The organism is Pseudomonas sp. rhizo25 (assembly GCF_031931935.1).
GTDB classification, from domain to species: Bacteria; Pseudomonadota; Gammaproteobacteria; order Pseudomonadales; family Pseudomonadaceae; genus Aquipseudomonas; species Aquipseudomonas synxantha.
In genome coordinates this window covers 160,269-179,429 of sequence record NZ_JAUJXA010000009.1, presented here as the reverse complement: position 1 = coordinate 179,429, position 19,161 = coordinate 160,269, and the positions used below count along the sequence as shown (strand labels likewise).

Here is a 19,161-nt window from a genome sequence, read left to right as displayed (position 1 = left end):
CTGTTATTGATCAGGCCACGACTTTACCTAATCCCGCCTACTTATTCCCTAACCCTGCAATGCATGGCGAAACAAAAAGCTCGCCTTTATACGCGCCCTGCACCGTGCGCTTGGCCACGATCAGCCACATCAGCGCCAGCGCCGCCACCAGCACACTGCCCAATACGCTGAAGAACCCCAGCTGCAGCACGTTCGCCAATTTCAACGTGGCCAGGGCATACACCCCCAGCGGAAAGGTAAAACCCCACCAACCCAGGTTGAACGGGATACCGGCGCGCAGGTAACGCAGGGTGATCAGCACCGCGATCAACATCCACCACAGGCCGAAGCCCCACAAGGTGACGCCTGCGATCAGGCCCAGGCCATGGGCCATTTCACCGACACTCGCCAGGCCATTGGCAGCGAAGATCGCCGGCGCATCGCTACCGAGCAGTAACATGCCCAGGGCACCCGTACCGATAGGGCCCAGGGCCAGCCAGCTCGACGCCGCCATATTGGCGTGAGGCAACTTATGCAAGGCCATGCGCAACATCAGGATGGTCAGGATGCTGAACGCCACTGGCAGCGAGAACGCCCACAGCACGTAGCTGGTCACCAGCATCATCAGTTGCGCATGGGCGTCGACCAAGTGCGGGGCCAGCAAGCCACCGCTGGCCGCCGCTACTTCGGCAGCCACCACGGGCAACAACCAGACCGCGGTCATCTGATCAATGCTGTGCTCCTGGCGAGTGAACATCATGAACGGGATCAGCACGCCACAGGCCAGGGACATGGCGACGTCCAACCACCACAGGGCCTCAGCCAACGGGATCACATCACCACCCCAACGCGGCAGGCCGAACAGCAACAAACCGTTAAGAATGGTCGCCAGGCCCATAGGAATGGTGCCGAAGAACATCGAGACTGTGGAGTGCCCGAAAATCCGCCGTGCCTCGTGAAAAAACATCACCCAACGGGCGGCATACAACACGCTGAACAGCATGAACAGTCCGATGGTGAACACCCAAAGACCCTCTGCCACAGCGTGCAAGCCTGGCAGGCTGACAGGCAGTTGGGCCAATGCCAGCGCCAGCACCCCGGTGCCCATGGTGGCGGCGAACCAGTTCGGAGTGAACTGGCGAATCACTTCCCGCGGACGGGCCAGGTGACTTAAAGGTTTGTAGCGGTTGATAGTCGAGCAGGTCATGGCGTTAATCCTCTTCCTCGCATGAGGTTGAAGCCATGATAGAACCCGTTCGAATATCTATATAACGGGTAATATCTCTAACTATTATCTATTTTGCAGATATAGACTTTATGCGGCGGCTCTGCCTCGTGAAGCATCCTGCAACAGCAGCCCGGCGAATGCGCCGAGGGCCAGCAGGATAAGCATCACACCGTAGCCATCCGTAGTAGCGACAAGGCCAAACACTCGACTCAGGTTACCCGCCAACAACGCCGGCACACAGAACGCCAGGTAGCTCAATACATAGAACGCTGACATCAGGCCGGCCCGCTCATGAGGCAACGCCAAGCCGACAATACTGCGCACACTGCCCATGAAGCCGCCGCCGAAACCAAAGCCGGCAATCACACTGGCGACAAAGAACAGCCACAGGCTGGCGGTCTGCACGGCAACCAGCAGCAGCCCTACACCCACCGCCAGCAGCAGCGCCGACAGGCGCATGACCTTGTCGGCCGCACGGTTGCGCAGGCTGTAGATCATCACCGCGCCACTCAGGGTCACTACCGCCACCAGGCCACCGCCGATCAAATGCGAGCTCGACCCCGTCGCAGCCCGCACCAGCGACGGCGCCAGGGAGGACACGAACCCACCCAGCGCCCACACCGCCACATTCAGCGGCATCGCCAACCACAAGGCCCGGCGCGCTTGGGGCGGCACGTGCAGGGTTGGCGCCAGGGACTTCAAGGCCCCCGGTATCCGGCTGACGGTTTCAGGCAGACGCCACAGGTACAGGGCCTGCAGCACCATCAAGCCCAGCAGGGTGAAATAGACCAATTGGGTCGGTCGCGGCGCGTACTCCACCAGCAAGCCGCTGCCCAGGCCACCACAGGCCATGCCGAGCATCGGCGCGAGGCTGTTGAGCATCGGGCCACGCACGCGGTCGGTGTCGAGCAATGTCGCGCTCAACACCGCTGTGGCAGTCCCGGTCGCAAAGCCCTGCAATGCGCGAGCGGCAAGCAGGCAGGCGGTGCTGTCAGCGTTGATAAACAGCAGCATCGCCATGATATTCAGCAGCAGCGCGGCGAAGATCACCGGCTTGCGCCCCAGGTAATCCGAGAGCGACCCCACGGTCAGCAACGCCGCCAACAGGCTCACGGCATAAACGCCGAAAATGGCCGTGAGCATTGCGGCCGAAAAATGCAGGTTTTCCTGGTACACCTGATACAACGGTGTCGGCGCACTGGACGCGGCGAGGAAGGTCAACACGGTGATCACCAGGAACGCCAGGCTGGAACGGTGAGAAATGTTGCTGGACATGGGCACGCTCCGTTAAAGCTAATATTTTGCTTTTGCAGAGTGTGCTACCCGTCGGCGCTTAAAGCAAATTCTTTGTGTTAAGGTTTTAAGCATGGCGATTAAAGAAGGCCTCCGCCCGGGGGGCCGTAGTGCCCGGGTACAAGAATCCGTTCATTCGGCAGTGCGCGAATTGCTCGAAGCCCATGAGCGATCCAGTATTACTGTGCCGATGATTGCGGCGCACGCAGGCGTTACGCCCTCGACCATCTACCGGCGCTGGGGCGACCTTTCCGTGTTGCTCGCCGATGTAGCCCTGGCGCGCCTGCGCCCGGACAGCGAGCCGGCAAACACCGGCAGCCTGCGCGGCGATCTGCAGGCCTGGGCTGAGCAATACCTGGATGAAATGAGTACGGACGTAGGGCGCAATATGATGCGCGACGTGCAAAGCAGCGTGACGCCTGGGTATTGCGTAAGCATTCTGGGCGGGCAATTGCAGGCGATCGTCGATCGTTATCCGCAAGAGACGGCGCCGAGTGTGGACCGCTTGATCAACCTGCTCGCGGCGCCGACGGTGTTCCGTATTCTATTTTCGGCGCAGCCTTTGGCGGTTGAAGAGCTGCATGCCCTGATAGAACTGGCCCTGAAGGCCTGAAGGCCATACACCAAACCAAATGTGGGAGGGGGCTTGCTCCCGATAGCTGTGGATCAGTCAGTACAAGGTGTCTGACAGACCGCTATCGGGAGCGAGCCCCCTCCCACATTTTTTACCGCGTTGAATCGCTATTTAAGTACGCATCCCACGCCCACTCACCAGCAACCGCGCACAGCCGACATACAGCACCACGGTCGCCACGACCATGAAGGTGATCGCCACGCTGATCTTGATGTCCGACACGCCCAGAATGCCGTAGCGAAAGGCGTTGACCATATGCAGCACAGGGTTGGCCAGGGACACGGTCTGCCAGAACGGCGGCAGCAAGGTAATGGAGTAGAACACCCCGCCCAGGTAGGTCAGCGGCGTCAGCACGAAGGTCGGAATGATCGAGATATCATCGAAGTTGCGTGCGAAAACGGCGTTGATAAACCCCAGCAGCGAGAAGATCGTCGCCGTGAGCACTACCACCAGGATGGTGACGCCAAGGTGATGCACCTGCAGGTGGGTGAAGAACAGCGACAGCAGCGTCACGATCACACCCACCATCAGGCCACGCAGCACGCCGCCCAGGGTGTAGCCGATCAGGATCGTGTGGGGCGACACTGGCGAAACCATGAGTTCCTCGATGGAGCGCTGGAACTTGCTGCCGAAGAAACTGGAGACCACGTTGCCGTAGGAGTTGGTGATCACCGACATCATGATCAGGCCCGGCACGATGTACTCCATGTAGGTAAACCCACCCATGTCACCGATCTGCCGGCCGATCAGGTTACCGAAGATCACAAAGTACAGGACCATGGTGATTGCCGGCGGCAGCAGGGTCTGCGGCCAGATCCGGGTAAAGCGCTTCACTTCGCGATAGACAATGGTTTGCAGCGCGACGAGGTTGGGTTGTAGTTCGGAACTCATACCGCCACCTTCGCCAGATTTTTCTCCACCAGGGACACGAACAACTCCTCAAGGCGATTGGTTTTATTACGCAGGCTCAACACTTCGATGTTCAGGGTCGCCAACTGGGTGAACAGCGCGGTGATGCCCATGGCCTTGTCCACCTGCACTTCCAGGGTGTGGCTGTCGACCAGGCGGCTTGGATAACCCACCAGTTGCGGTGCCACCGCCAGGTTGTTCTTCAGGTCGAGCAGGAAGGTTTCCACATGCAACTGACCCAGCAGGTTGCGCATGCTGGTGTTCTCGACAATGGTGCCGTGGTCGATGATGCCGATGTTGCGGCACAGCTGCTCAGCCTCTTCCAGGTAGTGGGTGGTGAGGATGATGGTGATGCCCTTCTCGTTCAGCTCGGTGAGGAAGGTCCACATTGAGCGGCGCAGTTCAATGTCCACGCCCGCGGTAGGTTCGTCGAGGATCAACAGGCGCGGCTCATGCACCAGGGCGCGGGCAATCATCAGGCGGCGCTTCATACCACCGGACAGCGAACGTGAAGGTACATCGCGCTTGTCCCACAGGCCCAGTTGGGTCAGGTACTGCTCGGCGCGCTCCTTGGCGATTTTCGCCGGGATGCCGTAGTAGCCAGCCTGGGTCACGACAATATCGAAGGTCTTTTCGAACTGGTTGAAGTTGAATTCCTGGGGCACCACGCCAATGGAACGCTTGAGCGCCGCCGGGGATTTATCCAAGTCATGCCCGAAGATATTCACCGTGCCGCTGGTCTTGTTGACCAGGGTCGAGAGGATGCCGATGGTGGTGGATTTGCCGGCACCGTTGGGGCCGAGCAAGGCGAAGAAATCACCTTCGGCAACATCCAGATCGATACCACTCAGGGCCTGGAAACCGTTGCCGTAGGTTTTGGTTAGCTGCCGGATGGACAGAGCGGAACTCATATCGGGATACGCACCAAAGAAGGGAATAGAAACAATAGATGAGGGCACACCGCCGGTAGTTCAACCGGCGGTGCAGTGCGAGCATGGTGCGTGCCCATGCCGCACAAGTACAGTCACCCGTATTAATAGTGTGTATTAAGTCAACGCGGTCATCACCGCTTTGCGATAGGCCGGCCGCTGTTGAAGGCGTTGGTACCAGGCCTCTAGATTGGGCATTGCAGGGCGTTCGATAGGCATCTCGAACCAGGCGTAGATAAAGCTGCCCAGGGGGATATCACCCATGCCGATCTCATTGCCCGACAGGTAAGGTTGCTCGGCAAGGGCCTGGTCGACAGTCTTGAGCACCTCGATGCAGGCTTGGCGCCCGGCATGGATGTTGTCCCAATTCTGCTTCTCTGCCGGGGTGCGCAGCACGCCCCAGAACACCGTCTTGAAGGGTTCGGCGAAGGTGGAGGTGGTCCAGTCCATCCACTTTTCCGCGTTGGCGCGGGCCTTCAGGTCGCTCGGGTACCATGTCGAAGCCTGCTTGGCACACAGATAACGCACGATGGTGTTGGACTCCCACAACACAAAGTCGCCATCCTCGATCATCGGCACCCGGCCATTTGGGTTCAGGGCCCGGTACTGCGGAGTGTCGACCACACCGAAAGCCCCGCCCGCATCAATTGCCTCATAGTCCAGGCCGAGCTCCTCGGCGCACCACAGTGCTTTCCTGACGTTTGACGAATTTTTACGACCCCAGATTTTCAGCATGACCGCGCCTTCTTGTTGATGAACTTGGCAGGATGAAGGCAGCAGCATACGCCGGTTCAGGCGCGGCTTGAATCGCTGCGCATATCGCCCATCAGGATCGGTGCATCGTCGGTAAACAGGTGCGGGTAACACTGCTGGATATGGGCGAAGAAAAATGCCTCGGGCACATCGGCAAATTGCCCGTGGTCCACCAGATACTCCATCGAGCGCTGACCCTGGCGGTTGAAGGCGTGAAAGACGCTGTCGTGAAGGCCATCGAATTCCAGCGGTGGCACGTCGAACACCTCGCACAGTTGCTGGTTGAACGCAGGAGTCGCCTTGACCCAGCGGCCGTTCAGGCAGAGCTCGGTATAACCATGCATGGCGAACACGTCACTTTTGAGCAGGGCGAGCAGGCGTGGGGTGGACAGGTGATTGCGCACATCCGCCAAGCCGATTCGCGCAGGGATACCGCAGTGGCGGGCGCAGGCAGCGAGCAAGGTGGCCTTGGGCACGCAATAGCTTTCACCGGCAGCCAGGGCGAAGCTGGCGTTCAAGGTGCCGGGGTCACGGCTGAAGGTGTAGGGGTTGTAGCGAATCGCCTCACGCACGGCGTAGTAGAGACTGACTGCCTGGTCACTTAAATCCGCATGGGTTCCGCGATGTTTTTCGGCGAACTCCACCACTGCAGGGTGGTCACTATCGATGAAGCGGCTGGGACTCAAGTATGCGTTCATAAGCTTGATCTCCAAAGGAAGCCTCGAGTCTAACGACAGGCTTGCCACAAGAGATAACGACGATTCGGCCAAATGTCGGCGCCTGCGGATGGGTAGTCGAGTACAACTTGTAACACCCTGATCACCCGGCTTGATCGGATGCCGACTAAGCTCCCTGGTGGTTTCGCCCCTGGTTTCACGGAGGATTGCATATGCTGTTGTTGTGGATACTGGTGCTGGTGGTCGGCATTGCCTACCTGGCACACCGCCGTACCGCCCCCCTGCCCGCCCTGGGCGTGGTCGCCGTCTACCTGCTGGCGATGGGCGCCTGGAGCCACGCACCGGGTTGGCTGCTGCTGATCTTCTGGGTGCTGATCGCCGTGGTCGCCGTGCCATTGCTGTTGCCCGACCTGCGCCGCCAATACTTCACCAAGCCGCTGTTCAGCTGGTTCCAGAAAGTCTTGCCGCCGATGTCCGAGACCGAACGCGATGCCATCGATGCCGGCACCGTCTGGTGGGACGGGGAACTGTTCAGCGGGCGCCCCGACTGGGACAAATTGCTGGCCTACCCCAAGGTGCAATTGACCGAAGAAGAACAGGCGTTTATCGACGGCCCTACCGAAGAACTCTGTGCCATGGTCAGCGACTGGGAAATCGGCCAGGCCATGGACCTGCCGCCGGAGGCCTGGGAACACATCAAGACCCACGGCTTTTTCGCCCTGATCATTCCCAAGGAATACGGTGGCAAAGGCTTCTCTGCCTATGCCCACTCCCAGGTCGCGATGAAACTCGCGACCCGCAGCGGTGACCTCGCCTCGACCGTGATGGTGCCCAACTCCCTCGGCCCGGCCGAGCTGCTGTTGCACTACGGCACCGAAGAACAGCGCAACCACTACCTGCCGCGCCTGGCCCGTGGCGACGACATTCCATGCTTCGCCCTCACCGGCCCGCTAGCCGGCTCTGATGCGGGCGCCATGCCCGACACCGGCGTGATCTGCAAAGGCGAATGGGAAGGCAAGGAAACCCTCGGCCTGCGCCTGAACTGGGAAAAGCGCTACATTACCCTCGGCCCGGTCGCGACCCTGCTCGGCCTGGCCTTCAAGGCCCATGACCCGGACCATCTGCTGGGCGAGGAAGAAGACCTGGGCATCAGTCTCGCATTGATCCCTACGGACACCCCTGGCGTTGAAATCGGCCGTCGTCATCTGCCCCTGGGCGCCGCGTTCATGAACGGCCCCAACTCCGGCAAGGACGTGTTCATCCCCCTGGAATACCTGATCGGTGGCCAGGAAATGCTCGGCAAGGGTTGGATGATGCTGATGAACTGCCTGTCGGTGGGCCGCTCCATCTCCCTGCCTGCGGTCGGTACCGGCGCGGCCAAGTTCACCAGCCTGGTGACCGGGCAATACGCCCAGGTGCGCGAACAGTTCAACGTACCGCTGTCGGCCTTCGAAGGTATCCAGGAAGCCCTGGCGCGCATCGGCGGCAATGCCTGGCTGATGGACAGCGCCCGCATGCTCACCGCCAATGCCGTGGATTTGGGCGAGAAGCCCTCGGTGTTGTCGGCGATCCTCAAGTATCACCTGACCGAGCGTGGCCGTGAGTGCATCAGCCACGCCATGGACGTGCACGGCGGCAAGGGCATCATCATGGGCCCGAACAACTATCTGGGCCGTAGCTGGCAAGGGGCGCCGATCTTCATCACGGTGGAAGGCGCGAATATCCTTTCGCGCAATCTGATGATCTTCGGCCAGGGCGCGATTCGCTGCCATCCGTTCGTCCTCAAGGAGATGGCCCTGGCCGGTCGCGAAGACCATGACCAGGCGTTGAAGGAATTCGATGGCCTGCTGATGCAACACATCGGCTTTGCCGTGAGCAACGCGGCCAGCACCCTGGTGCTGAACCTGGGCTTCGGGCATTTCGAGAAGGCCCCCGGCAACCGTTTGAGCCAGGGCTACTTCCGCGCCCTGAACCGCCAGGCGGCGGCGTTTGCGCTGCTGGCAGACCTGAGCATGATGCTGCTGGGCGGTGAACTGAAACGCCGCGAACGCTTGTCGGCGCGTCTGGGTGACGTACTCAGCCATATGTACCTGGCATCGGCGGCGCTCAAGCGTTATCACGACCTGGACTCGCCGGATCACCTGGAACCGCTGTTTGCCTGGGCCATGGAAGAAAGCCTGGGTGAATCGGAACGTGCACTGGATGAGCTGCTGAGCAACTTCCCGAACAAAGTGTTGGGCTGCCTGCTGCGGGTGATCGTGTTCCCGTTCGGGCGTCGTCACACCGGGCCGTCCGACGCGCTGGATGCCGAAGTGGCCGCAGTGATCGGTCGCGCCAAGGGCGACCCGACCCTGGAAGAATTGCTGGCCGGCTGTTATCGCCCGCAATCGGCAGAAGATCCAGTGGGCGCGCTGCAGCATGCCTACGACCTGCTCGGCGCCAGCCATCCGTTGCAGAAAAAATTGCATGCCGCACTTAAAAGCGGGCAAGTCAAACCGACGGCCGGTGAGTCTGCCATCGACGCAGCCCTGCATGCCGGCGTACTGCAACCGGCCGAAGCGCAAACCCTGCGCGACGCCGAAGCGGCGCGGCGCAAGGTGATCGACGTGGATGATTTCAGCAAGGAAGAGCTGATCCAGGCCGAAGGTAAAGTCCGCTGAGTCAAGCGGTCATATAAATACGGGCGCGAGAGGCATATACTCTCGCGCCCGTTTTTGCTTTAGAGGACTTTATCTCGTGTCCAACGTCGTTGCCGATCATCTCGTCTTGCTCGACCACCTGCGCAGCATCCTGGTTGCCGTCGGCGAAGCCGAACAGGTGCCCGAGGAAAGCCACTCGCTGTTCCTGGAGCGTTTTGACGAACTGCGCGCCCTGCTGCCAATCGACCCGATCGAAAGCCAGTACCTGGGCCAGGACCTGATGAGCCAGGTCATCCTGCGCTACCCGCAGATCGCCCATTTGGTCCCCCGCGATCTGCTGTGGTTCTTTGGCGGTGACTGCCTGCACTTCATGCCCGACGAGGAACTGGACCTGTACCAGGCCCTGGAAGAGCGTCGCTATGAAGCCGAACAGAACGACGAACCGTTCGACTGGAACCAGGAAAAGCAACTGCTGGCCATGCCCCAAGACCAGAGCAAGCACTGACTTTTCAAACACTGAGATTCAAATGTGGGAGGGGGCTTGCCCCCGATAGCAGTGGGTCAATCAATGCAAAGGTGACTGACAGACCGCTATCGGGGGCAAGCCCCCTCCCACATTTAGCTTTGGCTCTTTCGCCATGCACTCCACCAGATAATCAATAAATACCCGCAACTTCGGCGGCAAGTACCGCGTCGGCGAGTGCAGCAACCACGCCTGGCCATGGTAAGACGCAATAAAGTCCCACGCCGGCAACACTTGCATCAACTGGCCCACCGCCAACGCATGCCGCGCCGTGAAATACGGCAAGCTGCCAATCCCCACATGCTGCAATACCGCATCCAACCGCACCCCAGTGTGGTTCGCCGCATAACGCCCGCGTACGCCAACCGTCACCGCCTTGCCGGCCTGGCGGAATTTCCAGCGCGAGTCGCCCGGGGTTTCCCCCAGGTAGATGCAACTGTGTTCGAGCAAATCGTGGGGATGGCACGGGGTGCCATGCTCGGCCAGGTACTGCGGCGTCGCGCACAGCAAGTGTTCGATGGGCAATAACTGGCGCCCGACCAAGCCAGGCGGCGGGCTGTCAGTGATGCGAATGCTCAGGTCGACATTATCGTCGATCAGGTCCACGTGCCTATCCTCGAGGATCAACTGCACATCCACCTTGGGATAGCGCCGCAGAAATTCAGGCATATGCGGATGCACCACAAAGCGCCCCACCGCCTTGGGCACGCTGACCCGCACCAGGCCCTCGGCTTCATGGTTGAACTGGCCACTGATTTCCATCACCGAGCGGGCCGCGTTGACCATCTCCTGGCAACGCTTGAACACCTCTTCGCCACCCTCGCTCAGGCGCAGCTTGCGCGTGGTGCGTTGCAGCAAGCGCGTGGCCAGGGCCTGCTCCAGGCGTGAAATGCTGCGGCTTACAGCCGAGGGTGAAACGCTCAGTTGCCGCGCCGCTTCGGAGAAGCTGCCGGTTTCCACGACTCTGACGAAAATTGCCATTTCGCCCAGCAGCGACAAGGGAAGATTGATGCTCATGACGCACAGGTCCATTGATAATTGAGCAGATTATCACCCATCCACGCACTATTTATACTGTCCGCAGAACCCCGATGCGGATGTAGATGATGACCGAGCGCCTGTTTTTTACCCACGACCACCTTACAGCCGAGCTGGAAGTGCTCAGTTGCACTGCGCACGAAGAGCAATTTGCCGTGATCCTGCAGTCGACGATCTTCCATCCCCAAGGCGGCGGCCAGCCGTTCGACACTGGCTGGCTCGGCAACAGCCAGGTACTGCGGGTCATGCAGGAAGCCGAGCATGTGGTGCATTACGTTGATCAGCCGTTGCAACCCGGCCCGATCATTGCGCGGGTCGATGCACAGCGCCGCGCGCTGCACACCCGCCTGCATTCGGCGGGGCATTTGATTGGCAATGCCGGCGAACGCCTGGGCTGGATGCCGATCAAGGCCCACCATTGGCCGGGTGAAGGCAAGATCACGTTTATCCGTGGCGAAGCTGCACAGGACATGGATGCCCAAATGCTTCAACTGCAGGTCAACCAATGGATCGCCGCCGACTACCCACGGCATATGAGGCTGGAAGAAGGCATCCGGGAAGTCGGCTTCGGCGAGTTGCCGTCATACGCTTGCGGTGGCACCCATGTGCAAACGTTGAGCGAACTGGGCCAGGTGACGATTTTGGCATTGTCGGAGAAAAAAGGCGCCCTGTCGGTGCGCTACGAAATCAATGTGGGAGGGGGCTTGCTCCCGATGGCGGAGGTTCAATCACAGCATGAGTGACTGACCCACCGCTATCGTGAGCAAGCCCCCACCCACAGGGGACCGATGCGCCACAGAGAAATAGGCTACACGGCAATCGCCCCCGCCCTCCCCGGCTCTACCACGAACGACTTCAACGTCGACACCGTCGCCGCCGGGTCGCGCGGGTCACTGATCGCGCGAAAGTTCGTCAGCATCCGCTGGGCCGTCAACTCCACCGACACGTACCCGCGCTGGCGGCTGTCGAAAAACTTCACGTGGCGGTTGAGCGGCATGATCTTCATGAAGGCGTCATAGGGCGGCCCGTCTGACGTCACCGACGAGCCGACGAACTCGGTGGCGACCACCGCCGAGTCCGGATTGTCGGCCTCTGCATGCAGGTCCGTGGCCCAGAACGAATGTATGTCACCACCCCAGAACACCGGGTTGTTGAGCCGATGGCGGGTGATGGACGCCAGCATCCGCGAACGGTTGGCCATGTAGCCATCCCAGCCATCGGTCCAACGCCCCGGCTTGTGATTGGTGAGATCACGCTGGATCAGCGGCGCCACCAGCAGATCCTGGGCGATCACATTCCACTGCGCCTTTGACTGGGCGAACCCCTGGTCCAGCCAGGCCTCTTGCTGCCAGCCGAGCAACGTGCGAGCGGGGTCACGCAAGTCACGGCAAGGGCTGGTCTGAATGTGCCCTTGGCGACTGCCATTGGCCTGGATACAGGGCTGCCCGGAACGGTATTGGCGACCATCGAGCACATGGAAACGGGCGAGCCGTCCATAGTCCAGGCGCCGGTAGATGCGCATGTCCGCGCCTTTCGGCACGCTGCTGGCGCGCAGGGGCATGTGTTCGTAATACGCCTGGTAAGCCGCCGCCCGTTGCTGCAGAAATTGCGTCACTCCGACCTTGGGGTCCTGGGACCAACGGTTGGCATAGTCGTTCTGCACTTCATGGTCGTCCCAGGTCGCCACACTGGGTGCGGCAGCGTGCAGGGCCTGCAGGTCCGGATCGGTCTTGTACAGCGCGTAGCGGTTGCGGTAGTCACTCAGGGTCTGCGCATTGCCGCTGCCATGGGAGCGAAAAACCTTGCCGGAATCCGCCGCGTAGGAACTGTCGTAGATATAGTCGCCGAGGAAAAACACCAGATCGGGCTGCTCGGCAGCCAGGTGACGGTAGGCGCTGAAATAACCGCGCTCCCAGTGCGAGCAGGACACAAAACCCAGCCGGGCCGAGGCCATGGCATGCAGTGCAGGTGTGGTGCGCGCCTGGCCCACCTGGCTCTGCGCGCCCAGCCCTTCAAATTGGTACCAGTACGGCCTGCCCGCCTCCAACCCTGCCACTTCGATGTGCAGCGAATGGCCAAAACGCTCGGTCGCCATGACCTCGCCTCGCTTCACGATCTGCGTCATCGCCGCATCAGTGGCGACGCGCCAACGTACCGGCACTGGACGACTCAACCCACCGCGCCCATCCACAGCGTTGAAAAAAGGTGCCAGGCGCGTCCAGATCACAAAACCATCCGGCAACGGATCGCCGGACGCCACACCGAGGGTGAACGGATAATCCACCCCGGCACTGCGCGCAAACGGGCTGAGGATGGAAAACGCCGTAGCGACCGCCAGGCCGCTGAGTACCCGACGCCGGTCGTGGTCTACGACACCGCTCATAGTCGTTGCTCCCAATCGTCACGCACGATGGCAAACCCGAGCAGGTCCTCGTACACACCATTTTTCAGAAATGCCTGGCGCAGGCAACCTTCATAACGCAGGCCGATCTTCTCCATGACCCGCGCCGATTCCTTGTTGCGGCCAAAGCATTGGCTGCCTATGCGCTGCAACCCCAGTTCAGCGAAGCCGAAGTCCATCACCGCGCTCGCGGCTTCGGCGGCATACCCCTGGTTACGGCAGAGCGCTGCCACCCAGCCACCCAAGTGCCCGTAGTGATGACGAGCGTTCAGACGCAGGCTGACCATGCCCATCAATTCGCCAGAGTCACGCACATGCATCCCCAGGTTCAGACACCCACTGGCGCGGTATTTTTCGCCGACCCCGGCAATAAACGCCTGCGCTGTTTCCAGGGTATAGGGTGATGGAATATTGGCCGTGTTGTCGGCAATTTTCGGCCCGTTGACCAGCGAGAAAAGCACCTCGGCCTGGTGCGCTTCCAAGGCGCGCAATTGTAGGCGCGGGGTGGACAAATGAGGCAACGCAGTGGACATACGGGGCGGCTCCCGAGATAAATTCCTCGAGGATGTACCCCCTGCATGTCAGTTTCATTACGTCGCAAAAGTGACCGGTAAGTTTTCTGAAAGACGCGTCCTAGAGCCTTTAAACCGTCAATTAAAGTTAACCGTTCGGTCATTTTTGCCTGTTAGCGTCTTGCCCCTAATTCACTGACGGGGTAACGGAATGAGAACCTGGGACGAACCCAAGAAACGCAAGGCGCACATCGAGCTGATCCCGATGATCGACGTGATGATGTTCCTGCTGGTGTTTTTCGTACTGGTGAGCTTGAACGTGATTCCCGCGCTCGGCATGAAGACGCAATTGCCCAGTGCCAGCAGTTCACAGCAGCTCAAACCGCAAAACAAATTCATCCTCACCCTGGGCCTGGGAGGCCAGTTGCAACTCGACGGCAAGGACCTGACGGTGGATGCCTTGGTGCCGGCGCTGAAGGCCGCCGAAAAGCCCGATACCAAGTCGACTATCATCGTCAACAGCGACAAAGGCGTTGAGGTTTCGCGCCTGGTGGAAGTGATGGACACCCTGCGCCTGGGTGGCTTCACTTCCGTTTCCATCGCTACGCGTAAGTCCTGATCATGTACATGCTGTTTCGTGCGCGTCAGCTGCTGGGCAGTGTACCGGCCGTGATCGCCCTGGTGCTGATTGCACTGGGTATCCAATCCCAGACCTTGAAGGTCGAGCCGGTGTATGACGAGTCGGCGGTCGAGTTGGCATTGGTCGAACCGGAGCCGGAAGTCGTCCCGGAACCGGTGGTGGAGCAAGAGCCGCCACCGCCGGTGATCGAAGAGCAGGAGGCCGAGCCTGCTCCGCCACCGCCACCGCCCAAGCCGCTCCCCAAACCTGAACCCAAGCCCAAGCCAAAACCTGTGCCCAAGCCAGTGGTGGCCAAGACAGCGTCCACGCCGCCCCCGGTCGCCGCCGCCAAACCCACCCCGCCCGTACCAGCCCCGGCAGCACCCGTGGCGGCCCCCGCCCCGCCTGCGCCGCCGAAGGTTGACGGCCAGGCCCTGGAAGGCGGTTACCTCAAAGGCTTGCGCAACGAGCTGGACACCTACAAGCAATACCCCACCGGGCGCCAGGCGTCCCTCGAACGCCCGAGTGGCGAGGTGGTGGTGTGGTTGCTGGTAGATCGCCAGGGTCGCGTTCTCGACTCCGGCGTACAAAGCCCGGCCTCAAGCATGCTGCTCAACCGGGCCGCCACCAACAGCTTACGTCGCATCAAGCAAGTCAAGCCGTTCCCCGAGCAAGCCTTCGGGGGGCGCAACGAGCAACGCTTCACCGCCACCTTCAACTACAGCGTGCAATAAGCACCCGACCCAGGACGACAGTGATGAAGTTCACCCGTATTCATCTGGCACTCGTTGCCGCGACCAGCATGACCCAGGGAATGGTCATGGCAGAGACCAGCGACAGTGACGTCGGCACCATTGGCGTAAAAGGCAAGGCGACCGCCGGCGGCGGCTATATGGTCCCGGAGGAGAGCATCAAGGGCCGCTCCACGGTGACCAAGGAAGCCCTGGACAAGCAGGCCGCGACGGGCAACGCCATCGACAAGCTCAAGTACACCCCGGGCTTGAACATCTCCAGTGAAGACAACACCGGTCTCTCGGGTTTTCGCTTCACCATGCGCGGCATGAACTCCGACCAGGTGGGCATGTCGGTGGATGGCATGCCGATCAACGACTCCGGTAACTACGCGCTGTACTCCAACCTGCTGGGCGACCCGGAGAATATCGACCAGATCTTTGTCACCCAGGGCGCATCGGAAGCCGATGGCCCGCACATCGGTTCGAGCGGCGGCAACATCGGCATCGTGACCATTCGCCCGACCAAGGAAACCGGCGCGTTCGTCAAACAGGTGGTCGGCAGCAACGCCACGCGCAAGACCTTCGCCCGCCTCAATACCGGCGAGATCAATGGCCTGAGCAACTGGCTGTCGGTGTCCCATACCGAAGGGGAAATGTGGCGTGGCTCAGGCGCGGTGCGCGCTGACAAGGTGGAGTGGAACAGCTTCTTCGACGCCGGCAACGGCAACACTGCCAACCTGATCCTCAAGTACCACGAGCAGGACAACAACAGTTACAGCCAGTTGACCAAGGCGCAGTTCCAGCAGAACGGCCGCAAGTACGATCCCTACCCGGCGACGCCGAGCGTGGGCAGCAACGGCAAGTACAACAGCTACTACGCCCTGGCGCAGAACCCGTTCCAGACCTTTACCGCCGTGCTCAACACCCAGTTCAAACTGGCCGACAACCTGGCCCTGTCGGTGATCCCGTATTACTACTGGGGCAACGGCAGCGGCGTCGGCTCGTCCGCCTATGCGCTCAACCGCGGCTCGAACCAGGGCGGAGTGTTCGACCTCGGCAACCTGCCCACCGCCGCGCAATACAACGCCGATGGCACGCCGAACAGCGGCGTGTACTACCGCCCTTCGCGCACCCAGACCTGGCGTCCGGGCATCACCACCAAGCTGACCTGGGACCTGGGCGACCACAGCCTGCAGTTCGGCTACTGGTACGAGCGCGCACGCCAGAGCCAGACCCAGCCGTTCATTCCGCTCAAGAGCAACGGCAAGCCGGTCGACACCTGGCCCGACTCCAACAGTGCCATCGTCGATGCCAATGGCAACCAGATCCAGGGACGCGACCGCTTCACTGTCACCCCGGCGCAAAAAGTCTGGGCCCAGGACACGTGGTACATCAACCCGGACTGGACCTTCATCGCCGGCCTTGCGTACATGAACGTCGAGCGTGACGGCACCAACCACGGCAGCCTCACCGAGCAGCCGGAAAAACGTAACCAGACCTATAACAAACTGCTGCCCAACGTCGGTCTCAAATACCAGCTGGACGAGCGTGACCAGTTGTTCTACAGCCTCTCGCGCAACATGCGCGTACCGCAGAACTACGCGCTCTACGACAAGGGCGCCGACTCTATCAACCTCGAGCCGGAAACCAGCTGGAACCATGAACTGGGCTGGCGCTACAGCGGCGACGACATGAGCCTGGCCGCCACCCTTTTCTACATGGACTTCAAGAACCGCCAGGTGTCGTCCAAAGACATCAATGGTGACGCTGCCGACATCAACGTCGGTGCGGTCACCAACAAAGGGTTGGAGCTGGAATGGAGCGGCCAGTTGCCTCACCACTTCAACTACTACACCTCCTACACCTACACCAAGGCCGAGCAGCAAGACGACATGACCGTCTACAACGCCGGCAAAGCCATCGTCTTGCCCACCAGCGGCAAGCAGTTCGCCAATGTGCCCAAGAACATGCTGGCGGCCAACATCGGTTATGACGACGGGCGCTTCTACGGCACCTTCGGCGGCAAGTACACCAGCAAGCTCTACGGCGACCTGACCAACGACGAAGCCATTTCCGGACGCACCGTATTCAACCTCGGCGCCGGTATCTACCTGCCGGTGGACAAGAAGGTGGTCAAGGACGCAACCCTGCGCCTGAACGTCGACAACCTGTTCGACAAGAAGTACCTGGACGGCGTGTACACCACCAAGACCAACGCGGCCAGCTACAGCGGCTTCCGCGATGGCGACCCGGCGTACATCGTCGGCCTGGACCGCACCGTAACGGTTTCGCTGGAAGCGAATTTCTAAGACTGACCCAAGAGGAACACCATCATGGATATGAACCTGCTCCACGACGTCACCTTCTATGTGATGTATGCGGCGATGGCCATCGCGATCTTCATCGCCATCGAACGCGGCATCTACTTCGCCTATGTGCGCCGCCAGGCCCGCGCCCTCACCGACGCCCTGGGCCCTCAGGTGCACAGCGAACGCGAGTTGCCGGACAGCCTGACCCGCCGCCACAGCCTGGCGCTGAACATGGTGTTGCCGGTGCTGGCGCAGAAGGCATCGAATGGCTCGCGCAAAGACCTCGACGACGAAATCGAAACCCAATACCTGAAGACCCGTGCGCCCTTGGCCCGTAGCCTGTGGATCATCGAAACCATCACCACTGCCGCCCCGCTGCTCGGCCTGCTGGGTACCATTCTGGGCATCATCGACACCTTCAAGGCATTGGCGACGGCGGGTGTTTCCGACCCAGGGCAGATTTCCGGTGGTATCGGCACGGCCCTGTTCGCCACCGGCCTGGGCATCGCCATCGCGCTGTTCTGCGTGGTGTTCCACAACTTCTTCCAGGACAGCCTGGAACGCATCAATGATCAGTTGAAGATCCTGCTGATCCGCGCAGCCAGCGGCGCCCGCGAGCAGGCCGAAGCACCACACCGCGTGCCGACCCCGCTTCACAGCCGCACGGCATGACCCGCCGGGCGGGCGCGTCATGCACCCGCCCCCTCTTTTTGTCCGATGAGACGCTTATGTCCCTTTCGATGAAGTTGCGTATTGCAAGCCTCGCCGGCTTGCTCCTCAGTCCGCTGGCCCAGGCGGACTTTTCCATTCCAGGGTTTGAATTGGTGCATACCGTGCCGGTGGACACCACCCTGGACGCTGCCGATCTGCGCCAGACCGGCGCGGTATGGATCGAGTTGTTCGACGGCGCAAAAAGCCGCATTGATATCGGCCAGTTCTACGCCGCCGATCATCCAGGCTCGGTAATGGACAAGGTCATCGAGCACCTTGAGGCTGCCGGCAAGCGCGGTGTGAAAATCCGTTTTCTGCTGGAAGAAAAAGGCATCAAGTTATCGGAAGCCGCCACCCTGGAACGTCTGCGTGCGATTCCCAATCTGACCTTCCGTGTGCTGCCCTACGGGCAACTGAGCGGCGGCATCATCCACGCCAAATACCTTGTGGTGGATGGCAAGCAGGCATTTATCGGTAGCCAGAATTTCGACTGGCGCTCCCTGGAACATATCCACGAAACCGGGCTGCGGATTACGGACGAGGCGGTGGTGGGCCAGGTTCAGGCGATCTTCGATCAGGACTGGCAAGCCCAGGCTGCCCTCGCCGATAAGCAACCGGTGCCGCTGCCGGCCACCGGCCAGGAACCTACGCGTGTCGGCAATTACCTGGTGGCCAGCCCGCAACGCTACAACCCGCCTGGCGTAGGCGACTCACAGCTGGAACTGCCACGCCTGCTGGGCGAAGCAAAAAAACAAGTCCGCGTGCAATTGCTTGACTATGCGCCACTGTCCTACGGCCCGGATCGGACCCGGCCGTACTACGCGGTGATCGACAACGCCGTGCGCGCCGCAGCCGCCCGCGGGGTGTCAATCAAACTGATGGTGTCCAACTGGAACACCGACAAGCTGGAATTGCCCTACCTCAAGAGCCTGGCGGTGCTGCCCAACGTCGAGATCAAGATCGTCACGCTGCCCGAGGCCAAGCAAGACTTTATCCCCTACGCGCGGGTGATCCACAGCAAGACCATGGAGATCGACGGGCAAGTGGCGTGGATCGGCACCAGCAACTGGCTGGGTGGTTACCTGGATAACTCGCGCAACCTGGAGGTGGTGATGCGCAGTGAAGCGATGGCCAAACGCGTAGGGCAATTGCATGCGCAACTGTGGGAAGGGCCCTACGCTAGAGCCTTGAACGTGACTGATGAATACCCTGCGCCCCATCCTGGCCAGCCTTGACCTTGGGCACCTGAGTAATGGTAGTGTGTGGAAATGTT

18 protein-coding genes are annotated in these 19,161 nt (G+C 60.8%); 9 read left to right on the top strand and 9 right to left on the bottom strand.

Going from position 1 to position 19,161, the window contains the following annotated elements:
• Window positions 1-37: 37 nt before the first annotated feature.
• Window positions 38-1,186 (bottom strand): TDT family transporter, encoded by a 1,149-nt coding sequence (locus tag QZR30_RS19770; protein ID WP_311904000.1) that lies wholly within the window; start codon window positions 1,184-1,186, stop codon window positions 38-40.
• A gap of 108 nt (window positions 1,187-1,294) precedes the next feature.
• Window positions 1,295-2,482 carry an MFS transporter gene (locus tag QZR30_RS19765; protein WP_046069042.1) on the bottom strand — a complete coding sequence of 396 codons (1,188 nt, stop codon included), beginning with the start codon at window positions 2,480-2,482 and terminating at the stop codon, window positions 1,295-1,297.
• A gap of 91 nt (window positions 2,483-2,573) precedes the next feature.
• Between QZR30_RS19765 and QZR30_RS19760 the strand changes: the two genes are divergently transcribed.
• Window positions 2,574-3,113: a TetR/AcrR family transcriptional regulator gene (locus QZR30_RS19760; RefSeq protein WP_056846301.1), complete on the top strand. Its 540-nt coding sequence runs from the start codon at window positions 2,574-2,576 to the stop codon at window positions 3,111-3,113.
• Window positions 3,114-3,245: 132 nt separating this feature from the next.
• On the opposite strand, the gene QZR30_RS19755 is transcribed toward QZR30_RS19760, so the two are convergent.
• The 4 genes from QZR30_RS19755 to QZR30_RS19740 form a co-directional block, all read right to left on the bottom strand.
• Complete coding sequence (locus QZR30_RS19755) at window positions 3,246-4,025, bottom strand: ABC transporter permease (protein WP_046069044.1); 780 nt, start codon at window positions 4,023-4,025, stop codon at window positions 3,246-3,248.
• Window positions 4,022-4,954 carry an ABC transporter ATP-binding protein gene (locus tag QZR30_RS19750; RefSeq protein WP_046069045.1) on the bottom strand — a complete coding sequence of 311 codons (933 nt, stop codon included), beginning with the start codon at window positions 4,952-4,954 and terminating at the stop codon, window positions 4,022-4,024. The genes QZR30_RS19755 and QZR30_RS19750 overlap by 4 nt, the downstream gene beginning before the upstream one ends.
• A 135-nt stretch (window positions 4,955-5,089) precedes the next feature.
• Window positions 5,090-5,707, bottom strand: coding sequence for a glutathione S-transferase family protein (locus tag QZR30_RS19745; RefSeq protein ID WP_046072531.1), 618 nt, complete (start codon window positions 5,705-5,707; stop codon window positions 5,090-5,092).
• A 56-nt stretch (window positions 5,708-5,763) separates the two neighbouring features.
• Window positions 5,764-6,423: a transglutaminase-like domain-containing protein gene (locus QZR30_RS19740; protein ID WP_046069046.1), complete on the bottom strand. Its 660-nt coding sequence runs from the start codon at window positions 6,421-6,423 to the stop codon at window positions 5,764-5,766.
• 191 nt (window positions 6,424-6,614) lie between these two features.
• Here QZR30_RS19740 and QZR30_RS19735 point away from each other — a divergent pair, with 191 nt between their 5' ends.
• Complete coding sequence (locus tag QZR30_RS19735) at window positions 6,615-9,062, top strand: acyl-CoA dehydrogenase (RefSeq protein WP_059397158.1); 2,448 nt, start codon at window positions 6,615-6,617, stop codon at window positions 9,060-9,062.
• Window positions 9,063-9,138: 76 nt separating this feature from the next.
• On the top strand, window positions 9,139-9,546 hold the full coding sequence (locus QZR30_RS19730) for a PA2817 family protein (RefSeq protein ID WP_003190109.1): 408 nt from the start codon (window positions 9,139-9,141) through the stop codon (window positions 9,544-9,546).
• Between the two features lie 60 nt (window positions 9,547-9,606).
• Here QZR30_RS19730 and QZR30_RS19725 read toward each other — a convergent pair whose 3' ends face one another.
• Window positions 9,607-10,581, bottom strand: a complete 975-nt coding sequence (locus tag QZR30_RS19725) for a LysR family transcriptional regulator (RefSeq protein ID WP_059397157.1) — start codon at window positions 10,579-10,581, stop codon at window positions 9,607-9,609.
• Window positions 10,582-10,670: 89 nt separating this feature from the next.
• Here QZR30_RS19725 and QZR30_RS19720 point away from each other — a divergent pair, with 89 nt between their 5' ends.
• Complete coding sequence (locus QZR30_RS19720) at window positions 10,671-11,345, top strand: hypothetical protein (RefSeq protein ID WP_059397179.1); 675 nt, start codon at window positions 10,671-10,673, stop codon at window positions 11,343-11,345.
• A gap of 65 nt (window positions 11,346-11,410) precedes the next feature.
• On the opposite strand, the gene QZR30_RS19715 is transcribed toward QZR30_RS19720, so the two are convergent.
• Both QZR30_RS19715 and QZR30_RS19710 read right to left on the bottom strand, forming a co-directional pair.
• Window positions 11,411-12,985 (bottom strand): alkaline phosphatase D family protein, encoded by a 1,575-nt coding sequence (locus QZR30_RS19715; protein WP_046069049.1) that lies wholly within the window; start codon window positions 12,983-12,985, stop codon window positions 11,411-11,413.
• Complete coding sequence (locus QZR30_RS19710) at window positions 12,982-13,536, bottom strand: GNAT family N-acetyltransferase (protein WP_311903990.1); 555 nt, start codon at window positions 13,534-13,536, stop codon at window positions 12,982-12,984. The genes QZR30_RS19715 and QZR30_RS19710 overlap by 4 nt, the downstream gene beginning before the upstream one ends.
• A gap of 190 nt (window positions 13,537-13,726) precedes the next feature.
• Between QZR30_RS19710 and QZR30_RS19705 the strand changes: the two genes are divergently transcribed.
• Genes QZR30_RS19705 through QZR30_RS19685 form a run of 5 tightly spaced genes read left to right on the top strand, consistent with a single transcriptional unit; the run spans window position 13,727 to window position 19,123 of the window.
• Entirely contained in the window at window positions 13,727-14,134 is a 408-nt protein-coding gene (locus QZR30_RS19705) for an ExbD/TolR family protein (protein WP_046069051.1), read from the top strand.
• A gap of 2 nt (window positions 14,135-14,136) precedes the next feature.
• Window positions 14,137-14,868, top strand: a complete 732-nt coding sequence (locus tag QZR30_RS19700; RefSeq protein ID WP_056846294.1) for an energy transducer TonB family protein — start codon at window positions 14,137-14,139, stop codon at window positions 14,866-14,868.
• A gap of 23 nt (window positions 14,869-14,891) precedes the next feature.
• Window positions 14,892-17,177 (top strand): TonB-dependent receptor, encoded by a 2,286-nt coding sequence (locus tag QZR30_RS19695; protein WP_046069053.1) that lies wholly within the window; start codon window positions 14,892-14,894, stop codon window positions 17,175-17,177.
• Window positions 17,178-17,201: 24 nt separating this feature from the next.
• A complete protein-coding gene (locus tag QZR30_RS19690) occupies window positions 17,202-17,849 on the top strand; it encodes a MotA/TolQ/ExbB proton channel family protein (protein WP_056846292.1) in 648 nt (215 codons plus the stop codon).
• Between the two features lie 56 nt (window positions 17,850-17,905).
• Window positions 17,906-19,123: a phospholipase D-like domain-containing protein gene (locus QZR30_RS19685; protein WP_311903987.1), complete on the top strand. Its 1,218-nt coding sequence runs from the start codon at window positions 17,906-17,908 to the stop codon at window positions 19,121-19,123.
• Window positions 19,124-19,161 lie beyond the last annotated feature (38 nt).

Coding starts and splice junctions, on each gene's coding strand:
- QZR30_RS19770 (WP_311904000.1), bottom strand. CDS start 1,186: ATGACCTGCTCGACTATCAACCGCTACAAACCTTTAAGTCACCTGGCC.
- QZR30_RS19765 (WP_046069042.1), bottom strand. CDS start 2,482: ATGTCCAGCAACATTTCTCACCGTTCCAGCCTGGCGTTCCTGGTGATC.
- QZR30_RS19760 (WP_056846301.1), top strand. CDS start 2,574: ATGGCGATTAAAGAAGGCCTCCGCCCGGGGGGCCGTAGTGCCCGGGTA.
- QZR30_RS19755 (WP_046069044.1), bottom strand. CDS start 4,025: ATGAGTTCCGAACTACAACCCAACCTCGTCGCGCTGCAAACCATTGTC.
- QZR30_RS19750 (WP_046069045.1), bottom strand. CDS start 4,954: ATGAGTTCCGCTCTGTCCATCCGGCAGCTAACCAAAACCTACGGCAAC.
- QZR30_RS19745 (WP_046072531.1), bottom strand. CDS start 5,707: ATGCTGAAAATCTGGGGTCGTAAAAATTCGTCAAACGTCAGGAAAGCA.
- QZR30_RS19740 (WP_046069046.1), bottom strand. CDS start 6,423: ATGAACGCATACTTGAGTCCCAGCCGCTTCATCGATAGTGACCACCCT.
- QZR30_RS19735 (WP_059397158.1), top strand. CDS start 6,615: ATGCTGTTGTTGTGGATACTGGTGCTGGTGGTCGGCATTGCCTACCTG.
- QZR30_RS19725 (WP_059397157.1), bottom strand. CDS start 10,581: ATGAGCATCAATCTTCCCTTGTCGCTGCTGGGCGAAATGGCAATTTTC.
- QZR30_RS19720 (WP_059397179.1), top strand. CDS start 10,671: ATGACCGAGCGCCTGTTTTTTACCCACGACCACCTTACAGCCGAGCTG.
- QZR30_RS19715 (WP_046069049.1), bottom strand. CDS start 12,985: ATGAGCGGTGTCGTAGACCACGACCGGCGTCGGGTACTCAGCGGCCTG.
- QZR30_RS19710 (WP_311903990.1), bottom strand. CDS start 13,536: ATGTCCACTGCGTTGCCTCATTTGTCCACCCCGCGCCTACAATTGCGC.
- QZR30_RS19705 (WP_046069051.1), top strand. CDS start 13,727: ATGAGAACCTGGGACGAACCCAAGAAACGCAAGGCGCACATCGAGCTG.
- QZR30_RS19700 (WP_056846294.1), top strand. CDS start 14,137: ATGTACATGCTGTTTCGTGCGCGTCAGCTGCTGGGCAGTGTACCGGCC.
- QZR30_RS19695 (WP_046069053.1), top strand. CDS start 14,892: ATGAAGTTCACCCGTATTCATCTGGCACTCGTTGCCGCGACCAGCATG.
- QZR30_RS19690 (WP_056846292.1), top strand. CDS start 17,202: ATGGATATGAACCTGCTCCACGACGTCACCTTCTATGTGATGTATGCG.
- QZR30_RS19685 (WP_311903987.1), top strand. CDS start 17,906: ATGTCCCTTTCGATGAAGTTGCGTATTGCAAGCCTCGCCGGCTTGCTC.